The 19119-nt window shown below is 65.7% G+C and carries 16 protein-coding genes and 1 pseudogene; 12 read left to right on the forward strand and 5 right to left on the reverse strand.

The window, feature by feature from the left end:
• Window positions 1–368 precede the first annotated feature (368 nt).
• The 3 genes from ACVWYO_RS01115 (at window position 369) to ACVWYO_RS01125 (ending at window position 6079) form a co-directional block, all read left to right on the forward strand.
• On the forward strand, window positions 369–1556 hold the full coding sequence (locus ACVWYO_RS01115) for an efflux RND transporter periplasmic adaptor subunit (RefSeq protein ID WP_457354815.1): 1188 nt from the start codon (window positions 369–371) through the stop codon (window positions 1554–1556).
• 4 nt (window positions 1557–1560) lie between these two features.
• A complete protein-coding gene (locus ACVWYO_RS01120) occupies window positions 1561–4719 on the forward strand; it encodes an efflux RND transporter permease subunit (protein WP_457348381.1) in 3159 nt (1052 codons plus the stop codon).
• Window positions 4720–4816: 97 nt separating this feature from the next.
• Window positions 4817–6079 carry a DUF445 domain-containing protein gene (locus ACVWYO_RS01125; protein ID WP_457348382.1) on the forward strand — a complete coding sequence of 421 codons (1263 nt, stop codon included), beginning with the start codon at window positions 4817–4819 and terminating at the stop codon, window positions 6077–6079.
• Window positions 6080–6091: 12 nt separating this feature from the next.
• Here ACVWYO_RS01125 and ACVWYO_RS01130 read toward each other — a convergent pair whose 3' ends face one another.
• Entirely contained in the window at window positions 6092–7117 is a 1026-nt protein-coding gene (locus ACVWYO_RS01130; RefSeq protein ID WP_457348383.1) for an HAD family hydrolase, read from the reverse strand.
• A 63-nt stretch (window positions 7118–7180) separates the two neighbouring features.
• Here ACVWYO_RS01130 and ACVWYO_RS01135 point away from each other — a divergent pair, with 63 nt between their 5' ends.
• The 7 genes from ACVWYO_RS01135 to ACVWYO_RS01165 all read left to right on the forward strand — a co-directional run bounded on the left by ACVWYO_RS01135 (window position 7181) and on the right by ACVWYO_RS01165 (window position 12623).
• Window positions 7181–8278: an MlaE family lipid ABC transporter permease subunit gene (locus ACVWYO_RS01135; RefSeq protein ID WP_457348384.1), complete on the forward strand. Its 1098-nt coding sequence runs from the start codon at window positions 7181–7183 to the stop codon at window positions 8276–8278.
• A complete protein-coding gene (locus tag ACVWYO_RS01140) occupies window positions 8275–9111 on the forward strand; it encodes an ABC transporter ATP-binding protein (RefSeq protein WP_457348385.1) in 837 nt (278 codons plus the stop codon). The genes ACVWYO_RS01135 and ACVWYO_RS01140 overlap by 4 nt, the downstream gene beginning before the upstream one ends.
• The gene (locus tag ACVWYO_RS01145; protein WP_457348386.1) at window positions 9111–10082 is read left to right on the forward strand and encodes an MlaD family protein; all 972 of its coding nucleotides are present in this window, start codon (window positions 9111–9113) and stop codon (window positions 10080–10082) included. The genes ACVWYO_RS01140 and ACVWYO_RS01145 overlap by 1 nt, the downstream gene beginning before the upstream one ends.
• On the forward strand, window positions 10079–10675 hold the full coding sequence (locus ACVWYO_RS01150; RefSeq protein ID WP_457348387.1) for an ABC-type transport auxiliary lipoprotein family protein: 597 nt from the start codon (window positions 10079–10081) through the stop codon (window positions 10673–10675). Before ACVWYO_RS01145 ends, ACVWYO_RS01150 begins: the two co-directional genes overlap by 4 nt.
• Before the next feature lie 84 nt (window positions 10676–10759).
• The gene (locus ACVWYO_RS01155; protein WP_457348388.1) at window positions 10760–11110 is read left to right on the forward strand and encodes a DUF3147 family protein; all 351 of its coding nucleotides are present in this window, start codon (window positions 10760–10762) and stop codon (window positions 11108–11110) included.
• Between the two features lie 107 nt (window positions 11111–11217).
• The gene (locus tag ACVWYO_RS01160; RefSeq protein WP_140851975.1) at window positions 11218–11469 is read left to right on the forward strand and encodes a hypothetical protein; all 252 of its coding nucleotides are present in this window, start codon (window positions 11218–11220) and stop codon (window positions 11467–11469) included.
• Window positions 11470–11642: 173 nt separating this feature from the next.
• Window positions 11643–12623 (forward strand): phosphatase PAP2 family protein, encoded by a 981-nt coding sequence (locus ACVWYO_RS01165; RefSeq protein ID WP_457348389.1) that lies wholly within the window; start codon window positions 11643–11645, stop codon window positions 12621–12623.
• On the opposite strand, the gene ACVWYO_RS01170 is transcribed toward ACVWYO_RS01165, so the two are convergent.
• A complete protein-coding gene (locus tag ACVWYO_RS01170) occupies window positions 12620–12928 on the reverse strand; it encodes a hypothetical protein (protein ID WP_457348390.1) in 309 nt (102 codons plus the stop codon). The two genes, ACVWYO_RS01165 and ACVWYO_RS01170, sit on opposite strands and share 4 nt — an antisense overlap.
• Window positions 12929–13163: 235 nt before the next feature.
• On the opposite strand from ACVWYO_RS01170, the pseudogene ACVWYO_RS01175 reads away from it, so the two are divergent.
• A pseudogene (locus ACVWYO_RS01175) lies at window positions 13164–14560 on the forward strand (MFS transporter).
• 42 nt (window positions 14561–14602) lie between these two features.
• Here the strand turns inward: ACVWYO_RS01175 and ACVWYO_RS01180 are convergent.
• Window positions 14603–16339, reverse strand: a complete 1737-nt coding sequence (locus ACVWYO_RS01180; protein ID WP_457348391.1) for a DUF885 domain-containing protein — start codon at window positions 16337–16339, stop codon at window positions 14603–14605.
• A gap of 120 nt (window positions 16340–16459) precedes the next feature.
• Between ACVWYO_RS01180 and ACVWYO_RS01185 the strand changes: the two genes are divergently transcribed.
• Window positions 16460–17284: an alpha/beta fold hydrolase gene (locus ACVWYO_RS01185; RefSeq protein WP_457348392.1), complete on the forward strand. Its 825-nt coding sequence runs from the start codon at window positions 16460–16462 to the stop codon at window positions 17282–17284.
• Between the two features lie 51 nt (window positions 17285–17335).
• Here ACVWYO_RS01185 and ACVWYO_RS01190 read toward each other — a convergent pair whose 3' ends face one another.
• Window positions 17336–17623, reverse strand: a complete 288-nt coding sequence (locus ACVWYO_RS01190; RefSeq protein ID WP_457348393.1) for an FtsB family cell division protein — start codon at window positions 17621–17623, stop codon at window positions 17336–17338.
• Between the two features lie 84 nt (window positions 17624–17707).
• Window positions 17708–18985 carry a phosphopyruvate hydratase gene (gene eno / locus ACVWYO_RS01195; protein ID WP_457348394.1) on the reverse strand — a complete coding sequence of 426 codons (1278 nt, stop codon included), beginning with the start codon at window positions 18983–18985 and terminating at the stop codon, window positions 17708–17710.
• Window positions 18986–19119: the final 134 nt, after the last annotated feature.

Genomic DNA, 19119 nt, shown 5'->3' on the forward strand with positions numbered 1-19119 from the left:
GATCGGAGCCGGTCGGCCCCCTGCCCGGTGCTGTGACAGCTATTGTGGCAACGGGCGATGAACGATGCGGACCGGATGCCACGGTGTTGCCAAAGCGCCACCGCCCCCGCCTATTTCGCGCGACCTCGCGATTCATGTCGCGATCGTGCTGCAGCGCGAAACGATGTTGCCGCGAGGCGGTGTGATCTTGTTGCGAAACGTGGCGAATCGCGGCATTGACCTGCTCATGTGGCGGCCCCCTTGAGGTCGGTGATGTATTTCGATAACACAGTGACGGAAGAGGGTCGTCGGCTCGGGTCGGCGGCGCTAGGCGAGACCTACCGGGTCGAGCCGAGGGGTCGGGCCAAAAGGTCGGGGATATGACGCAGATGCAATATGAGACGCGGACGATCGGTACGGAAGACGTCATCGCGCTGCCCGGCGAGCCTGCACCGCGCGCGCCGCGGCGGCGGCTGATCGTGGGGATCGCGATCGCTGTGCTCGCGATCGTGATCCTCGGCTATGTCTTTTTCGGCCATCGCGCTGCCGCACCGCAAAAGGCGACGGAGCAGCTCCCGCTCGTCTCGGTCGTCGTCCCGGGCCGGTCGGCGGTGGCGCGCACCGTTACCGCGACGGGTTCGCTCGCCGCACGGCGCGAGATGCCGATCGGCGTTTCGGGCGAAGGCGGCATCGTCACGCGCGTGCTGGTCGAGCCGGGCCAGTGGGTCGAAAAGGGCCAGGTCCTCGCGCAGGTCGATCGCTCGGTCCAGACGCAGACCGCCGCTTCGCTGGCCGCCCAGATCAACGTCTCGCAGGCCGATGCGACGCTCGCCCAGTCCGAGCTCGACCGCGCCAAGCAGCTTGTGTCGCGCGGCTTCATCTCGCGCGCCGATATCGAGACCAAGACCGCGACCCGCGATGCCGCTGCGGCGCGCGTCAAGGTCGCGCAGGCGCAGCTTGCGCAGCAGCAGGCCAGCAACGGGCGGCTCGACGTGCGGGCGCCTGCGCGCGGGCTGGTGCTCACGCGCAGCGTCGAAGCGGGCCAGGTGGTCAGCGCCGGCGCTGGCGTGCTGTTCCGCATGGCCGAGGGCGGCCAGCTCGAGCTGCGCGCCCAGGTCAGCGAGAACGATCTGCGCGGGCTGCATGTCGGATCGCAGGCGCGTGTCACCCCGGTCGGCGGCGCCACGGTGTTCACCGGTGAAGTGTGGCAGGTCTCCCCCGTGATCGACCCGACGACGCGCCAGGGCATTGCCCGCATCGCGCTCAACTACGATCCCGCGCTTCGCCCCGGCGGCTTCGCCTCGGCGGCGATCGTCGCAGGGACGACCAACGTTCCCGAACTCCCCAACGCCGCAATCCAGAGCGACGACAAGGGAAATTACGTGTATGTCGTTGGTCCGGACGACAAGCTCGTCAGGCGTGCGATCAAGGTGGGTGAAGTGTCCGACAGCGGCGTGGCGATTACCGACGGTCTCAACGGCACCGAGAAGGTGGTGCAATCGGCCGGCGCGTTCCTGAATGCCGGACAGAAGGTCAAGCCAACGCTGGTGACGGCGGATATGGCGAACAAGAGGTAGGTCGATGAACTTCCGGAACATCTCGGCCTGGTCGATCCGCAACCCGGTTCCGTCGATCGTGCTGTTCTTCATGCTGACGATCGCCGGGATCGTCAGCTTCACGCGGCTCGACGTCAACAACCAGCCCGACATCGATTTTCCGGTCGTCATCATCGACATCACGCAGCCCGGCGCCGCGCCGACCGAGCTGGAGACGCAGGTTACGCAGCGCGTCGAGGCAGCGGTCCGCTCGCTCCAGGGCATCGACGAGATCGACTCGACCGTGACCGAAGGCGAATCGCAAACGATCGTCCAGCTCAACATCGGCACGCCGATCGACCGTGCGGTCGAGGACGTCCGCTCGGCGATCGCCCAGATCCGCAGCAACCTGCCCGACGGCATTCTCGAGCCGCAGATCATGCGCGCCAACACCACCGGCCAGGATCTGGCGAGCTACGCCGCGATCACCACCGACATGACGGTCGAACAGCTCAGCTGGTACATCGACAATGATGTCGCCAAGGAATTGCTGTCGGTTCCCGGCCTCGCCACCGTCAGCCGCAATGGCGGCGTCGACCGCGAAATCCGCGTCATCCTCGATCCGCTCAAGCTCTCTTCGCAGGGGCTGACCGCAAGCGCGGTCAACCAGCAACTGCGCCAGGTCAACCTCAACGCCGCGGGTGGCCGCGCGCAGCTTGCCGGCTCCGAACAATCGGTCCGCGTGCTCGGCAACGCCCAGACCGCCTATGATCTCGGCCAGGTCCAGATCGCGACCGGCACCGGTCGCACGATCAAGGTCGCCGATCTCGGCCGCGTCGAGGACCTTTATGCCGAGCAGCGTTCGGCCTCCGAGCTCAACGGCCGCCAGGTGCTGAGCTTCGATTTCCAGCGTGCCAAGGGCTATTCGGACGTCACGGTCTACCACGAGGCGGAAAAGAAGCTCGCCGCGCTCGAGGCGCGCAATCCCAAGGTGCATTTCAAGCGCATCTCGGACAGCGTGAAATACACCAAGGCGCAATATGACGCCGCGATGGAGGCGATGGTCGAAGGCGCGTTCCTTGCGGTCGTGATCGTCTTCCTGTTCCTGCGCGACTGGCGCTCGACGATCATCTCGGCGCTCGCCATCCCGCTCTCGGCGATCCCGACCTTCTGGGTGATGGAGCTGCTCGGCTTCACGCTCAACAACATGACGCTGATGGCGCTGAGCCTGGTTGCGGGTGTGCTGGTCGACGATGCGATCGTCGAGATCGAGAATATCGTGCGGCACATGCGGATGGGCAAATCCGCCTATCAGGCATCGATCGACGCCGCCGACGAGATCGGCCTCGCGGTGCTTGCCACGACGATGGCGATCGTCGCGGTGTTCCTGCCAGTCGGCCTGATGCCGGGCGTATCGGGCCAGTTCTTCAAGAATTTCGGCCTCACCGTCGTCGCCTCTGTGCTGATGAGCCTGGCCGTCGCGCGGCTCATCACGCCGATGCTCGCCGCCTATTTCCTGAAAGCAGATGGTGAGGCCAAGCATGGCGAGGGCTGGCTGATGGACCGCTACATGGTGATCCTGAAGTGGACTTTGCTCCACCGCTGGTCGGCCGTCGTCGGTGGCGCGACCGCGTTCGGCGCGACGATCGCGCTGTTCATGGTCATCCCCTCGACCTTCCAGCCGCTGCGCGATTCGGATTCGAGCGTCGCGCAGATCGACATGGTCCCGGGCACTACGCTTGCCGAAACCAAGGCGGTGGTGCGCCGCGTCGCCGACTTCCTGCAGAAGCAGCCGAGCGTCGAATCGGTCTATTCGCGCGCCTTTGTCGGCAACGGTCGCGTCACCGCGATCTTCAAGCCCAAGGCCGAGCGCAAGATGAAGAGTTATGAGTTCGAACGCGCGCTCGCGCCCGAACTCCAGCTGATCCCCGATGCGCGCGTCTCGTTCCGTTCGTCGAGCGGCTGGGGCGGCGGTGGCCGTGCGCTGACCGTCACGCTCGGCGGCGACGATCCCAAATTGCTCGCCGAGACGGGCGCCAAGATCGTGCAGCAGATGTCGACGCTGTCCGACGTGGTCGCGCCGCGCATCTCGGGCGATCTCAAGCGGCCCGAGCTCGTCATCACGCCGCGGATGGATCTCGCCGCGACGATGGGCGTGACGACCGCATCGCTGTCGAACGCGATCCGCCTCGCGACGCTTGGCGATATCGACCAGAACAGCGCGAAATTCTCGCTGTCGGATCGTCAGATCCCGATCCGCGTCGCGCTGGACCAGAATTCGCGCCAGCGGCTGTCGACGATCCAGAACCTGCCCGTCGCGACCGCGAGCGGCGGTTCAGTCCCGCTCAACGTCGTCGCCGATATTGGCTTCGGCGCCGGGCCGACCAAGATCGAACGCGTCGCGCAGCAGCGCCAGCTGACGATCGGCGCCGACCTCGCGCCGGGCGTCGTCAGCGGCACCGCGCAGGAGGAAATCCACAGGCTGCCGATCATGAAGACCCTGCCGCTCGGCGTGAAGGAACTCGTGCTCGGCGAATCGAAGTGGCAGGTCGAGCTGATCCAGAACTTCATCATCGCGCTGATCGCGGGCGTCTTCCTGCTGTTCGCGGTGCTGGTGCTGCTCTACCGCCGCCTGCTGCCGCCCTTCGTCAACGTCATATCGCTTGCGGTCGCGCCGCTCGGGGGGTTGATCGGCCTGGCGGTGACCGGCATGCCGATCTCGATGCCGGTCTATATCGGCATCATCATGCTGCTCGGCATCGTTGCCAAGAACTCGATCCTGCTGATCGACTTCGCGCTCGAGGAGATGAACAAGGGCGTCGACAAGGTCACCGCGATCATCGACGCCGGACACAAGCGCGCGCAGCCGATCGTGATGACCACGGTCGCTATGGTCGCCGGCATGATGCCGACCGCGCTCGCGCTGACCGGCGACGGATCGTCGCGCGTGCCGATGGGCATCACCGTGATCGGCGGGTTGACGATGTCGACCGTGCTGACGCTGCTGATCACCCCGGCGCTGTTCAGCCTTGCGGTCGGGGTCGAGGCGCGCGTCGGGCCGTATCTGCGGCGCAGCCTGCTGACCTATCGCCCCGGCGACGATCTCGGACCGCTGATCGACAACCGCCCGCCGGGCGGCCCCGCCCTCCCCGGCACGCCGCCGCGGATCGTCTATCAGGACGGTGGACCGCATCCGGCGGAATGATCTGCGCGACCAATCCCCCTCTCCTTCAGGGGAGGGGGATTGAAGGGCTCGCCGCTTTCTCCTTGAACTATCGCGCCGCTCGGGGATTGGTCGCGACATGAGCCGTACCCGCCCCCTGCGCACTACCGAAGCCCCGCCCGCCGGCCTTGTCCGGATGCGCTGGATCGCGGGGGGGTTGCTCGTCGTCATGGCGGTGACCTTCCTCGTCACGCGTGCTTATGCGCCGACCTATCCCGCGCTTGGCTTCGTCCGATCGTTCGCCGAGGCCGCGATGGTCGGCGGTCTCGCCGACTGGTTCGCGGTGACCGCGCTGTTCCGCCATCCGCTCGGGCTGCCGATCCCGCACACCGCGATCATTCCGCGCAACAAGGATCGCATCGGGACGACGCTCGCCGCATTCCTGCGGGACAATTTCCTGATCCCCGGCGTCGTCGCGCGGCGGATGCGGCGCGTCGATGTCGCCGGCGCGGCGGGGCGCTGGCTCGCCAACCCGCCCGGCGGTGACGGTCGGATTCGCCGCGGCGCCGCGGGACTCGCCACGCACATGCTCGAGGCGTTCGATCAGCAGCGGCTGGGCGGAATGGTCAAGGCCGGGATCGGCGCACGGCTGCGCGCGCTCGACGTATCGCCGCTGCTCGGCCAGGCGCTCACCGCGGCGATCGCCGAGGATCGCCACCTGCCGCTGCTCGACGGGATCGTCAAATGGGGTGCCCGGCTGCTCGCCGCGAACGAGCCGGTGATCCGCCAGATGGTGTCGGACCGCGCCGGCAACCTCATGCGCTGGACCGGGCTCGACGAGACGCTCGCTACCAAGATCATCGATGGGCTCAACGGCCTGCTGACAGGCATCGCTGAGGATCCCGAGCACCCCTTGCGCGCCAAGGCCGAGGAGGCGCTGGCGACGCTCGCCCACGATCTTGTCCACGACCCCGAGATGCGCGCGCGTGTCGCCGCGGTGAAGGGCGAAATCATCGACAATCCCGCGATGCAGCGCTGGCTCGACGGGCTGTGGGAACAGGCGCGCGGCGGGATGCTGCGGATCGCGCGCAACCCGGACAAGCTGCTCGCCGGTCCGGTCGGCGATGCGCTGCGGCAATTGGGCGGCACGCTGCAGGCCGACCCGAAGCTGCGGCGCACGATCAACCGCTTCGTCCGCCGGACCGTCGTCGGCATGGCGGCCGATTACGGCGACGCGATCGTGCGGCTGGTATCGGAAACGATCCAGGGCTGGGACGCCGGCACGATCACGCGACGGCTCGAGAACGCGGTCGGGCGTGACCTGCAATATATCCGCGTCAACGGCACGCTCGTCGGCGGGCTGGTCGGGCTGGTGATCCACGCCGTGGACGTGTCGCTTTAGGATCGCGCGAGATCACTGATAGCGCAGGCGGTTTTCGAACCCGGTGTTGGTCTTGGTCATCTTGACCAGTCTCCTGAGGTAGGCGCGCACCTCGCGTTCAAAGCGGCGGTCATCATGCGCGCCGGCATGGCGATACTCGTCCTGATCGAGCAGGCCCTTGAGGCGTGCGGCAAAGCGTGTTTGATCGTTCGTCGAATCATCCGCTTTGAGCGCGCGGCACACGAACTCCTCGGCCGCGGCCTTGTCGGAGTCGCCCTCAGCCGAGCGACCTTGCCGGTCCGCGACCGCCTGGTCGCTGCGGGCAGCCTCGAAGCGGCGCTCGAACCATTGGCGGACCATGGCCCCGTCCCACGCGGTCTCGACGCTCATCGCGCCCAATCCTCGACTCGCCATTTTCGCTCCCACGCCATCGCCCGCAATTGCGTATGCGGGTTGGTCGCGATCGCGACGTCGGCCCATGCGAGCGATGGCTCGTCCGAGACATGGTCCGAATAGAAGCGCACCACGGCATCCGCCCGTGGCGATCCCCTGCCCCGCCAGCCACGCCTCGATCATCGCCAGCTTGGCTGCCCCATAGCAATTCTCTCCGGCGATTCGTGGCAGGATCGCCCCATTTTCGCGCACGGCCTGTGTCGCGATCACCGCCTCGAAGCCGAGTCGCGCGGCAATCGCCTCGGCGTAGAATCCATAAGACGCCGTCGCCAGCACGAGCCGCTGGCCCGCCGCGCGATCCTCGGCGATCTGCGCGAGCGCGCCGGCATAGACACCCGATTCGACGATACGCTCGGCAAAGCGGTCCGCGGCGCGGGCTGCGACCACTTCCGAAAGCCGCGGGCCGAGCAAGAGCGCGTGCGTGAATTCCTTCAGACGTGCGCGGCCTACCAGTCTTGCCACATAACCGAGCGTCGCCAGCGCAGCGACGGGCAGCAAGGCGAGCCGCCAAGGCGATTCGACCGCCGCAGTCCAAACGAGGAACGAAGTCCAAGTCGGCGCGTAAGTGATTGTCTTGTCCATATCATAGACGGCAAAGTGATGCATTCACGCGCCATACGCCGCAGGAGCCTTGCCGATCCAGCCCGATTGCATCACAGAAGGCGATAGATGACCGAAATGGCCGCCTTCTCCAACGATACCGACGTCGTTCGCTTCACCGGTAGCCTGTCCCTGGCGAAGATCGGTGATTTGCCCGAGCGCCTGCGCGCCTATGACGGAAAGGTGTCGAGCGTCGATCTCAGCGGCATCGAGCGGATCGATACCGTCGGGGCATGGCTTGTCCACCGCTTTGCCGCCGAACATGATGCCGAGATCACCGGCCTCGATGCCGATGGCGAACATTTGCTGAAGCAGGTCGCCGCCGCCGATCAGCCGGTCGCAATGCGGCCGGCGACGAAGGGCACGCTGGTCCGCATGGTCGGCGAAATCGGCGATGCCGTGGTGACGACCGGGCACACGCTTTACGGCCTGCTAGGATTCCTCGGCGCCACTCTGATCGCCTTCTGGCATGTTGCGACGCATCCCAAGCGCTTCCGCTTCAACGCGGTGGTCCAGCGGTTCGAGGTCGTCGGCGTCAACGCGTTGGCGATCGTCGGGCTGATGAGCTTCCTGATCGGCATCGTCATCGCGCAGCAGGGCGCGGTGCAGCTCCAGCAGTTCGGCGCCGAATTCCTCACGATCAACCTGGTCGGCCGAATCACGCTGCGCGAGCTCGGCGTGCTGATGACCGCGATCATGGTCGCGGGCCGCTCGGGCTCGGCGTTCGCCGCGCAGATCGGCACGATGAAGCTGACCGAAGAGGTCGATGCGATGCGCACGATCGGCGTCTCGCCGATGGAGGCGCTGGTGCTGCCGCGCGTGCTCGCCACCGTGATCATGATGCCGCTGCTCGGCATGTATGCCTCGATCGTGACGATCATTGGCGGCGGGCTGCTGTGCTGGATCACGCTCGGCATTCCGCCGGTGACCTTCATCCAGCGCCTGCGCGAAGTCGTTCCGATCACCGATCTCTATGTCGGCCTCGTCAAGGCGCCGGTGTTCGGGCTGATCATCGCGGTCGCCGGCTGCTTCCAGGGGATGCTGGTCGAGAGCGACGCCGAACAGGTCGGTACGCGGACCACCGCCGCCGTCGTCCAGGCGATCTTCCTCGTGATCGTGATCGATGCGTTCTTCGCGGTCTTCTTCACCTCGATCGGCTGGATATGACGCAGACCGAACGCGACGACAAAGAGCAGGGCGACGACGTCATCGTCGTTCGCGGCCTCAAGAACGGCTTTGGCGAACAGATCGTCCATGACGGGCTCGACCTGAGCGTCCGCCGCGGCGAGATCTTCGGTGTGGTCGGCGGATCGGGCACCGGCAAATCGGTGCTGATGCGCTCGATCATCGGACTGCAGACCCCGATGGCGGGCGCGATCGAGGTGTTCGGCGAATCGACGATCGAGCGCGAGGAAATCGAACTTACCGACCTGACCAAGCGCTGGGGCGTCTTGTTCCAGGGCGGGGCGCTGTTCTCGACGCTGACCGTGGCGGAAAACGTCCAGGTGCCGCTGCGCGAATTCTATCCCGGACTCGACGCCGCGCTGCTCGACGAGATCGCCGCCTACAAGGTCGTGATGACAGGCTTGCCGGCCGATGCCGGCCCGAAATTCCCGTCCGAACTGTCGGGCGGCATGCGCAAGCGCGCCGGGCTTGCGCGCGCGCTCGCGCTCGATCCCGAACTGTTGTTCCTCGACGAGCCGACCGCGGGGCTCGACCCGATCGGTGCGGCGGCGTTCGACGAACTGATCGCCTCGTTGCAGAAGACGCTTGGGCTGACGGTGTTCCTGATCACGCACGATCTCGATACGCTGTACGCGATCTGCGACCGGGTTGCGGTGCTTGCCGACAAGAAGGTGATCGCGGTCGGGACGATCGACGAACTGCTCGCGCTGGACCATCCGTGGATCCAGGAATATTTCAAGGGACCGCGCGGCCGCGCCGCGACCGCGACGATCCAGCACAACGCAGACGTGGCGAAAGCTGAGGGCAAAAGCTGATGGAAACCCGCTCGAACCATGTGCTCGTCGGCAGCGTCGTGCTGATCCTGCTCGCGGTGATGCTGCTGTTCCTCGTCTGGATCGCGCGCTGGGGCACCGCGACCAACAAGGAATATGACATCTTCTTCAAGCAGTCGGTCGACGGCCTGGCGAAGGGCTCGGCGGTCGCCTTCTCGGGCGTGCCCTCGGGCCAGGTCAAGGAAATCAGTCTGTGGAAGCCCGATCCCCAGCTCGTCCGCGTCCGCATCAGCGTCAATCCCGACGTGCCGATCCTGGTCGGCACCACCGCGACGCTGCAGGGCAGCTTCACCGGCACGAGCACGGTGCAGCTCGACGGCGCGATCAAGGGCGCCCCGGCAATCGCCTGCCCGGTCGACAATCCGCTGAGCGACTGCCCCAATGGCGTCCCGACGATCCCGACCAAGCCCGGCGGCCTTGGCGCGTTGCTGAGCTCGGCGCCGCAGCTGCTCGAGCGCATCTCGACGCTGACCGAGCGGCTGTCGGACATGCTCTCGGACAAGAACCAGCAGTCGATCGCCGGCATCCTCGCCAACACCAACAAGCTGACCGCGGCGCTCGCCGATCGTGGGCCCGAGATCGCGGCGACGCTCGCCGAGTCGCGCGTCACGATCCAGAAGGCTGGGCTCGCCGCCGACCAGTTCGCGGCCTTGGCGAAGACCACCAACGGCATGCTGGAGAGCGACATCCACCCGCTGATGGGCAACCTCAACAAGACGATCGCTTCGGCACAGCACAGCATGGAATCGCTCGATGCGGCGATCGGCGATGCCCGCCCGGGGCTGCAATCCTTCTCGAAGCAGACGATCCCCGAGGTGGGCCAACTCGTTCACGATCTGCGCGAGATGTCCCAGGCGCTGACGTCGGTCGCCGAGAAGCTCGACCGTGGCGGCGCGACCTCGCTGATCGGCCAACCCAAATTGCCTGATTACAAGCCCGGAAAGGGACAGTGACCATGATCCGCTCCAAAACGCTGCTGGCGCTCTTTGTTGCCGCCCCGCTCGCTGGCTGCATCAGCTTCGGCGCAAAGCCCCCGCCCTCGCTCCTCTCGCTGACCTCGGCGGCGAGCGTTCCCGCCGGGCAGACGCAGTCCTCGGCGACCTCACCGACGATCACGATTCTCGTCCCCGGCGCGTCGCAGGCGATCGCGGGGACGCGCGTGCCCGTGCAGGCGAGCGAGACGTCGATCGCTTATGTCACCAATGCGCAGTGGGTAGAGCCGCCAAACCGGATGTTCGTCCGGCTGCTGATCGACACCGTTCCGGCGCGGACCGGGCGGATCGTGCTGAGCAGCGCACAATCCTTCTCCGACCCCGGTGCGATCCTGTCGGGCGAACTGCGCACTTTCGGCGTCGATGCGGCGACCAAGGAAGCGGTCGTAACCTTCGACGGATCGCTGATCCGGACCACCGGCAAGATCGTCGAGAAGCGCCGATTCGAAGCGCGCGTGCCGGTGACGGCGATCGCCGCGGCACCTGTCGGCCAGGCGCTCAACACGGCGGCCAATCAGGTCGCGGGCGAGATCGCCGATTGGGTGGGCAAATAACATTTCGCCTGACCACGGGGCCGGCGAAGCGCGCACCCGCCGCCCCGACTGGTATCGCCGAGCATCGCAGGGCATAACGCCCGAATGCTGTTCCTCACCCTCAAAGCGCTGATCTCGGGCGTCCTGATCACGATCGCCTCGACTCTCGCCAAGCGCTATCCTGGCTTCGGCGCGCTGATCGCGTCGCTTCCGCTGGTCTCGGTGCTCGGGATGCTGTGGCTGTGGGGCGAGAAGCCCGATGCCGGCAACATGGCCGCGCACGTTCAGGCAACCTTTTGGTTCATTCTCCCCTCGCTGCCGATGTTCCTCGTCATCCCGGCGCTGCTGCGCGCGGGGATCGGGTTCTGGCCCGCACTCGGGCTTGGCTGCGCGCTGACGATCGCGCTGTACTTCGCGATGCTCGCGCTCGCACCACGGCTCGGGATCGCGCTTTAGGTGCGGCGCCAAACTGTACCTAGCCAAACGATCGCGTTCAGCAACCATCGTTACGGCCGCGCGTAGTGTGCTGGTCTCGCCCGATCATCGGGCCGAAAGGACATCGCATGAAAATCACCCACCTCATCGCCGCCGGGCTCATGTTCGCCGGCCTTGGCGTTTCGACCACCGCCGCCTCGGCACAGGGGCATCGCGACGATCGCCGCTATGACCAGCGCGGCGACCGCGGCTTCAACCATCGTGGCGACCGTGGCGACCGCAACTGGCGCGGCGACCGCGGCCGTGGCCATGGCTGGAACAACCATCGCCGCTGCCGCACCGAATGGCGCCACGGCCGTCGTATCCAGATCTGCCGCTGATTTCGGGTCGGGGGGTGTCGCGCCTGCGGCTCCCCCCGGCGCATTCAGCTGCCTGACGCCGGATGTCATCTGGACGTCACAAAGTCTTCACGCCATGGTGGCTATTCCGTCCTTCCTAGGGCCATCCATCAGGCGACGATCGGGAAAATCGTCTTCGCAAGCAGGCGTATCCCGTGTCGATCCCAACCACCTCGACCTATGCAATCGCGACACCGCTGCCCATCGGCAGCGTCCGTCAAACCGGGCTGATACCGGGCGGATGGCTCGCGCTCGGGTTCGGCCTCAGCGTGCTTTGCGTCGCCGCCCTGCTATATGATGACGGGATCACGATTGACCCCTGGGCGCCGAGCACGCTGCTGTTCGGTTTCGCCTTTGCGTTTCTCGGAGCGGTCCGCTTCGCCATGCGCGACCCTTCCACCGATGCGCAGCGCATCGCGCGCGATCTGGCGGAGTCGGTCGGTCTGTTCATGGGCGTCGGCCTGCTCGGCGCGGTGGCGACCTATCCGCTCGCCGCCGATACGCGCGGATCGGTCGATGCGGTGCTGCAGCACATCGACGAGGCGCTGCATTTCAACTGGCTCGCCTGGTACGAACTCGTTGTCGCCCACCGCTCACTGCAAATCCTCGGCACTGCGGCGTATCAGAGCATCTTCGTCACGCCCGCATTGATCCTCGGCCATTATGCTTTCGCCAACAAGCGGGCAGAGGCGCGCAGCTTCCTCGTCGGCTTCTGGATCGCGGCGGTGATCTCGCTGGCGGTGTTTCGCTACATTCCGGCGCTCGGCCCGCTCGCGACGTTGTGGCATGGCCAGGTGCCATATCTGCCCGAAAGCGGCTTGTACGAAGCGGATCTCCTGCCCGCCTTGCGCAGTCACCTGCTGCGCGAGGTCGATCTGGGAACGCTACGCGGGCTGGTATCGGCGCCGAGCTTTCACACCGCCAGTGCGGTGCTGTATATGGCAGCGGGGTGGCAGATCGCACGGCTGCGCTGGACCGTAATGGTGCTCAACGGCGCGATGCTGCTGTCGACGCCGATCGAGGGAACGCATTATCTCGCCGACATGATCGCCGGTGCTGCGGTCGCGATCACGGCGCTGATTTTGATGCGCACGCTGCGCCGCACGATGGCGGCGCGTGGTCGAGAGCGCGTTTAGGCTTCGACCGCCATCAACGCGGCATCGCTATACTTCGGGTCGGTCGCGGCGAAGAGCGGGTTCGCATCGAAATTGCGTTCGGTCAGGCCGACACCGTTGAGCCCGGCGAGCTTGAACGTACCGAGCTTCAATTCCTTGGGAGGCTTGCCGTCGCGTTCGAGCACCACGCCGTCGACGAACAGATCGTCATGACGCGTATAGATGATGTGCGGCGCTAGCATGATGTCGGTGCGATTGTAGGTCGCGCGCAGGCAGCGCTTGCGGACGATCGCTTCGAACACGGTAGGAACGGGGCCGTTAGACATGGCAGACTCGCCTGACTGAAGAAATTGTGACAACGCTGTACCAAACTCACCCATATCAAAAATGGTGCGCTGCAACAAGCAACGATCGTGAAACCGAAAGTTTCCGCTGTCGGCGCCAAGGAGGCGATACCCCGCCGCTGGAGCGTTACCCGGGAGATCTGTGGCGGGTTCTGGAACCGCGAACCGTCGTATCCGTTCGCCTTGCCTCCGTCCCGTCAATCGTTAGGCAAGGATCGTGACCGACGGACTTCCCCTACCCCGCCGCTATCTTGCAATCGCCGCCATGTCGTTCGGCTCGGCGCTGGTGATCATCGACGGCGGCGTCGCCAATGTCGCGCTGCCGACGATCGCGCGCGACCTCCATGTGGACCAAAGCGCGGTCGTCTCGGTCGTGACGATTTATCAGGTCATGCTGGTCATGCTGATGCTGCCCTTTGCCGGGCTTGGCGAGCGCGTCGGCCTCAAGCGGATCTACCAGGGAGGCCAGTTGGTCTTCACGGTCGCGACCTTGCTGTGCTTCTTCGCCAAGAGCCTGCCCTTCCTGCTGATCGTGCGCGCGGTCCAGGCGATCGGCGCGGCGGGCGTCCTGAGCGTCGCCTCGGCGCTGATCCGCCAGATTTATCCGGCCAACCAGCTCGGGCGGGGACTCGGGATCAATTCGGTGGTGGTGACGAGTGCGGCGGCGGCGGCACCGACGATCGGTGGTCTCGTCCTGTCGGTGGCGCCATGGCCGTGGGTGTTCGCCAGCGCGATCCCATTCGCGGTCGCCAGCCTTGCGCTCGGCAGCGCGATCCCCGCCCCCAAGCCACGCGCCGCAACATTTGACGTGATCGGCGCGGTGATGTGCGCAGCGATGTTCGGGCTGATCATCGGCGGGCTCGAGACGATGGTGCATGGCGACAGCCCGGTCGTGTCGGCAGCGATCGTGCTGCTGGGTATCGTCATCGGCTATTATTTCGTGCGGCGCGAGAAGGGTGAGCCCGATCCGATCCTGCCAATCGACCTGCTCGCGCGGCCGGTGCTTGCTCTTTCCGCCGTCGGCGGGTTTCTCGCGTTCACCGCATCGATGACCTTGCTCATCTCGACGCCGTTCCGGCTGCATGCCCTGGGGTTCAGCGCGGCGGCGATCGGCGCGGCGATCGCGCCGTGGCCGCTGACCAACATGGTCGTCGCGCGCCGCTCTCAGGCTTTCTCTCGGATCGCATTCCGGCGGGAATCCTCGGTGGGATCGGAATGGTGGTGTCGATCTGCGCGTTGCTGCTGCTTGCGTTTATGCCCGCCGATCCGAGCTATTTCGACGTCGCGTGGCGAATGGCGCTGTGCGGATCGGGGTTCGGCACCTTCCTGCCGCCCAATGCGCGCCTGGTGGTCGGCTCGGCGCCGCGCGAGCGCGCTGCGGCGGCGGGCGGGCTCGTCTCGACCGTGCGGCTCGCCGGGCAGACCACCGGCGCCACCGTGGTCGCATTGCTGCTCGCGCTCGGTGTCGGCGAAGGGTTCGTACCGCCGCTCGTCGCGGTCGGGCTCGCCGCGATCGCGGGACTGTGCAGCGTGGCGCGCCTACGGCCATCGATCCGCAATCCGCAGGCGGCCGAAGTTGCCGACGAAGTGCCGACGCTGAAGCAGGCGCGCTGACCGCGCAGGACGTTCCCCGACCGTGGCCGGGGAACGCGGACGTCAGAACACCGCCGTGTTGTCGCCCCCAAGCATCGCCTGGCGCACCAACGGAATCGGCGGGCCGCCATAGCGCAGGAACTGATCGTGGAACGCCTTCCAGCTCGCGCGCCCGCCATGCGTCGCGGTCCAGTCGGCGCGCAGCTTGCGGATCATCAGCTTGCCCATCGTATAGTTGAGATAGGCCGGGTCGTACGTTCCCCGCGCCGACTGCTGCTTGGCGTTGCCCGCGTCCTGATAGCACTGCTCCTGGAACATTTTCAGGGAATCCGCCTGCGTCATCGTGCCGGTGTGCATCTCGATCGCCGAGAGATAGCGGCAATTGCGCAGCAGCGCGTTCGACAGCTGGCCGACATGCGTCTCGGCATCACCCTTGTGGAGCCCCGCCTCCCACATCATTTCCTCGGCATAATGCGCCCAACCCTCGGCAAAAGCATAGCCGACGAACAACCGCCCGAAGAGCGACGGCGAGGCATTGGCGTGGCGGAACTGCAGGAAATGCCCCGGCATCACTTCGTGCACCGTGGTGAACAGCAGATCCATCTTGCCGGGAATGAACCCGTCCTGCTCGGCCTTGCTCCACGCCGGGTCGGGCGGCGAGATGTAATAGACCGAGGGGATGCCCTTCTCGAACGGCCCGGGCGGATCGATATACGCGCTGTTCTGGCGGTTATAGGGCGGGCTTTCCTCGACCAGGGCCTGCTCCTGATCGGGGATCGTCACGATCTGTTTGGCGGTGACGAAGGCGCGCAGTTCGGGGATCTGCTTGCGCGCCTCGGCGACGGGATCGTTGTTGGCGGGCTTGTTGGCGTTCATCTTGGCCATGCACGCCGGGATCGTCGCGCCGGGCGCATAAATCGTGCACGCCTCGGCCAGCGCCTTCTGGTTACGCAGCAGGTCGGCCTTGCCCGCCGCCTCGAGCGTGGCGAGCGGCACGTCGACGCCTTCGGTCAGCTTGACCATCCGCGCGAACCGATCGGGCCCGAGCGCAAAGTCCTGCGTCGCGGTGCCGCGCTGGCTCTCCACCCACGCGCCGAGATCGTGCATCGCCTTCGACGCGGCGGCGGCGGCCTTGTCGAACTCCTCCTGCAGCGCCGGGCTCTTCACGTCCGCGAACGCTTTCTTGGCGTCACCGGTATAATAATCGCCGAAGCCATTAAACGCCGCGACGCCGAAATTGACGTAGCTCAGCGGCATCGGCGTCTTGAGGTTTGCCTTGATCAGCGTGGTCGCGTCGGGAATCTTGCGCAGAAAGGTGACCATCGCGCGCATCCGGGTCGGCGCATCGGCATAATGGCGCGCGATATAGACGTTCGGGTCGAGCCCGGCATTGACGTACCAGGCCGGATTCTTGTGCGGGAAATCGGCATCCTCGAGCCAGAACAGTTTGCCCGAGGCGACCACCACCAGATAATCGCGTTCGAACGCTTCGTCCTTGGTCAGCTTGGTCGCGTCGAACGCCTTGGCCTTGGCGATCGCCTCACGGAAGAAATCGCCCTGCCGCTTGAGGCCACCGGCAGTCCAGTCGCCCAGCCCGCCGTCGAAATCATGCCGTCCCTGATAGACCGCATCGGCTGGCGAGATCTTGAACCAATCCTCGATGAAGGTGTCGCGGAAGCTCTTCCAATCGGTCGTCGGCAATGCGGCCAGCGGCGCCATCGTCCCTCTGGGCTCGGCCGACTGCGCCGAACACGACATCAACGCCAGACCCGCAATCCCCGCCAGCAAACCCTTGCGCATACGCATCCTTTTGATTCGGCAATCGTGCGACGCTGACAGCTTGTGGCCGATCACGCCACCCCTGGGGAACGCCGGGCGCTCGCCATCGTTGAGTCTTGCGACATCCAAAGGAGCGCTTCCATGCCGTATATCAAGACTCGCGATGGCACTGACCTCTACGTCAAGGATTGGGGCAGCGGCCGTCCGGTCGTGCTCATCCACGGGTGGCCGCTGAGTTCGGACAGCTGGGACGCACAGGCGATGGCCCTCGCCGATGCCGGTTTCCGCGCGATCGCCTATGACCGCCGCGGCTTTGGGCGGTCGAGCCAGCCGTGGAGCGGCTATGATTATGACACGCTGACCGACGATCTCGCCGAAGTGCTCGAGCAGACCGGCGCGACCGAGGATGCCACGCTGGTCGGCTTCTCGATGGGCGGCGGCGAGGTCGCGCGCTACATGAGCCGCCACGAGGGCAAGGGTGTCGTCGCGGCAGGCCTGATCTCGTCGGTCGTGCCGTACATGCTCAAGACCGAGGACAACCCGCACGGCGTACCCGAGGAGCAGCTCGCGAGCATCGGCGACGGCATCAAGAAGGATCGCTACGGCTTTTTCCAGACGTTCCTGAAGCAGTTCCTCGGCGTCGGCTTCATCTCTTCGCCGGTCAGCAACGAGACGGTCGACTGGGCGTGGAGCCAGACCAATTTGGCGGGCCTCAAGCCGATCCTCGCCTGCGCGGAGTCGTTCGGCCATACCGACTTTCGCGGCGACCTGCCGGCGTTCCGCGTGCCGACGCTGATCGTCCACGGGACGAGCGACCAGACAGTGCCGATCGACGCGACCGGGCGTGAAGCCGCCAAGGGCATTTCGGGCTCGCAGCTCGTCGAATATGACGGCGCGCCGCACGGCCTGACGATCACCGAGAGCGACCGTTTCACCAACGACCTGCTGACGTTCCTCGGTCAATAAGCGGCGATAATGAAAAGCCCTTCCCCTTTTGGGGAAGGGCTTAAGAGCCGTTCACTTGTCCAGGGGTACGATCACTTCGTCCTGATGCGCCACCCCGAGATCCTTGCGGGCAAGTTCATCGACCAGATCGGGATCGGCATGGCGCGGATCGAGCAGTTCGACCCGGTTCTTCAATTCGGTTCGGTTGCGGTCGAGCATCGCCAGCTGGCGCTGCCGTACCGCGAGCTGGCGCTCGATATCGCCATAGGCCAGCGCGCCGTTCGGCCCGAAGATCGCATAGCCCCCGAAGAAGATACCGACGATCAATAGCGCCGCCGGCGCGATCGCGCGGCGCAGCATCGGACGAAGGGTTGAGCGTTTCTTGACCACGAGCGCGACTCTGACTCATCGCGACTCGTGGATCAAGCCCGTATTTACCTTGCGTTAAACACGCAGGATCGAACGTCCGGCATAGATGCCGGCGCCTTCCAGCTCCTCCTCGATGCGGATCAGCTGGTTGTATTTTGCGAGCCGGTCGGAGCGCGCGAGGCTGCCCGTCTTGATCTGCCCGCAATTGGTCGCGACAGCCAGATCGGCGATCGTCGAGTCCTCGGTCTCGCCCGAGCGGTGCGACATGACGGCCGTGTAGCCCGCTCGTTGCGCCATCGATACGGCTTCTAGCGTTTCAGTCAGCGTACCGATCTGGTTCACCTTAACCAGCAGCGAATTCGCGGTGCGGGTCTCGATGCCCTGCTTGAGGCGCTTCGGATTGGTCACGAACAGGTCGTCGCCAACGAGCTGGACCTTGTCGCCGACCATGTCGGTGAGCGCCTTCCAGCCCTCCCAATCGTCTTCGCCCATGCCGTCCTCGATCGAAAAAATCGGGTAGCGGCGCGTCAGGTCGGCGAGATATTCGGCCATTTCGTGGCTCGACAGGCTCTTGCCCTCGCCCGAAATCTCATATTTGCCGTTCTTGTAGAACTCGGTCGCGGCGCAATCGAGCGCCAGCATCACGTCGTCGCCGGGCGTGTAGCCCGCCGTCTCGATCGAGCGCAGGATGAATTCGATCGCTTCGTCGGTCGATGCGATGTTGGGCGCGAAGCCGCCTTCGTCGCCGACCGAGGTCGCGAGACCCTTGTCGTGCAGCGCCTTTTTGAGCGTGTGGAAGATCTCCGAGCCGCAGCGCACCGCCTCGATCATCGAGGTCGCGCCGACCGGCACGATCATGAATTCCTGGAAGTCGATCGGGTTGTCGGCATGCTCGCCGCCATTGATGATGTTCATCATCGGCACCGGCAGGACATGCGCCGAAACGCCGCCGACATAGCGATAGAGCGGCAGCGTGCGCGCATCGGCCGCAGCCTTGGCGACGGCGAGGCTGACGCCGAGGATCGCGTTGGCGCCGAGCCGGCTCTTGTTCTCGGTGCCGTCGAGCTCGATCATCACCTGGTCGATTTCGCGCTGGTCTTCGGCCTCGAGGCCCATCACCGCGTCGGCGATCTCGCCATTGACGCCGTCGATCGCATCCTCGACGCCCTTGCCGCCCCAGCGGCTCTTGTCGCCGTCGCGCTTCTCGACGGCTTCATGCGCGCCGGTCGAGGCGCCCGACGGAACGGCTGCGCGGCCGAAGCTGCCGTCTTCGAGCATGACATCGACTTCGACGGTCGGATTGCCGCGACTGTCAAGGATCGTGCGGGCATGAATGTCGATGATTGCGGTCACGGAACGATCCTTCTAACGATATGGACGAGCGGTTCGCGCGTGCCTCTATCGGCTTAACGTCCCCGCGGCAATTCGCGTGGAAGCGATGGAACCGCCGGATGCGCTGGCCGGTTATCTTGTTTCGATATTCCAAC

This window comes from Sphingomonas sp. UYP23 (assembly GCF_054059235.1).

Coding starts and splice junctions, on each gene's coding strand:
- ACVWYO_RS01140 (WP_457348385.1), top strand. CDS start 8,275: ATGACGCAGACCGAACGCGACGACAAAGAGCAGGGCGACGACGTCATC.
- ACVWYO_RS01170 (WP_457348390.1), bottom strand. CDS start 12,928: ATGTCTAACGGCCCCGTTCCTACCGTGTTCGAAGCGATCGTCCGCAAG.
- ACVWYO_RS01145 (WP_457348386.1), top strand. CDS start 9,111: ATGGAAACCCGCTCGAACCATGTGCTCGTCGGCAGCGTCGTGCTGATC.
- ACVWYO_RS01155 (WP_457348388.1), top strand. CDS start 10,760: ATGCTGTTCCTCACCCTCAAAGCGCTGATCTCGGGCGTCCTGATCACG.
- ACVWYO_RS01120 (WP_457348381.1), top strand. CDS start 1,561: ATGAACTTCCGGAACATCTCGGCCTGGTCGATCCGCAACCCGGTTCCG.
- ACVWYO_RS01115 (WP_457354815.1), top strand. CDS start 369: ATGCAATATGAGACGCGGACGATCGGTACGGAAGACGTCATCGCGCTG.
- ACVWYO_RS01180 (WP_457348391.1), bottom strand. CDS start 16,339: ATGCGCAAGGGTTTGCTGGCGGGGATTGCGGGTCTGGCGTTGATGTCG.
- ACVWYO_RS01190 (WP_457348393.1), bottom strand. CDS start 17,623: ATGCTGCGCCGCGCGATCGCGCCGGCGGCGCTATTGATCGTCGGTATC.
- ACVWYO_RS01185 (WP_457348392.1), top strand. CDS start 16,460: ATGCCGTATATCAAGACTCGCGATGGCACTGACCTCTACGTCAAGGAT.
- ACVWYO_RS01125 (WP_457348382.1), top strand. CDS start 4,817: ATGAGCCGTACCCGCCCCCTGCGCACTACCGAAGCCCCGCCCGCCGGC.
- ACVWYO_RS01135 (WP_457348384.1), top strand. CDS start 7,181: ATGACCGAAATGGCCGCCTTCTCCAACGATACCGACGTCGTTCGCTTC.
- ACVWYO_RS01160 (WP_140851975.1), top strand. CDS start 11,218: ATGAAAATCACCCACCTCATCGCCGCCGGGCTCATGTTCGCCGGCCTT.
- ACVWYO_RS01130 (WP_457348383.1), bottom strand. CDS start 7,117: ATGCATCACTTTGCCGTCTATGATATGGACAAGACAATCACTTACGCG.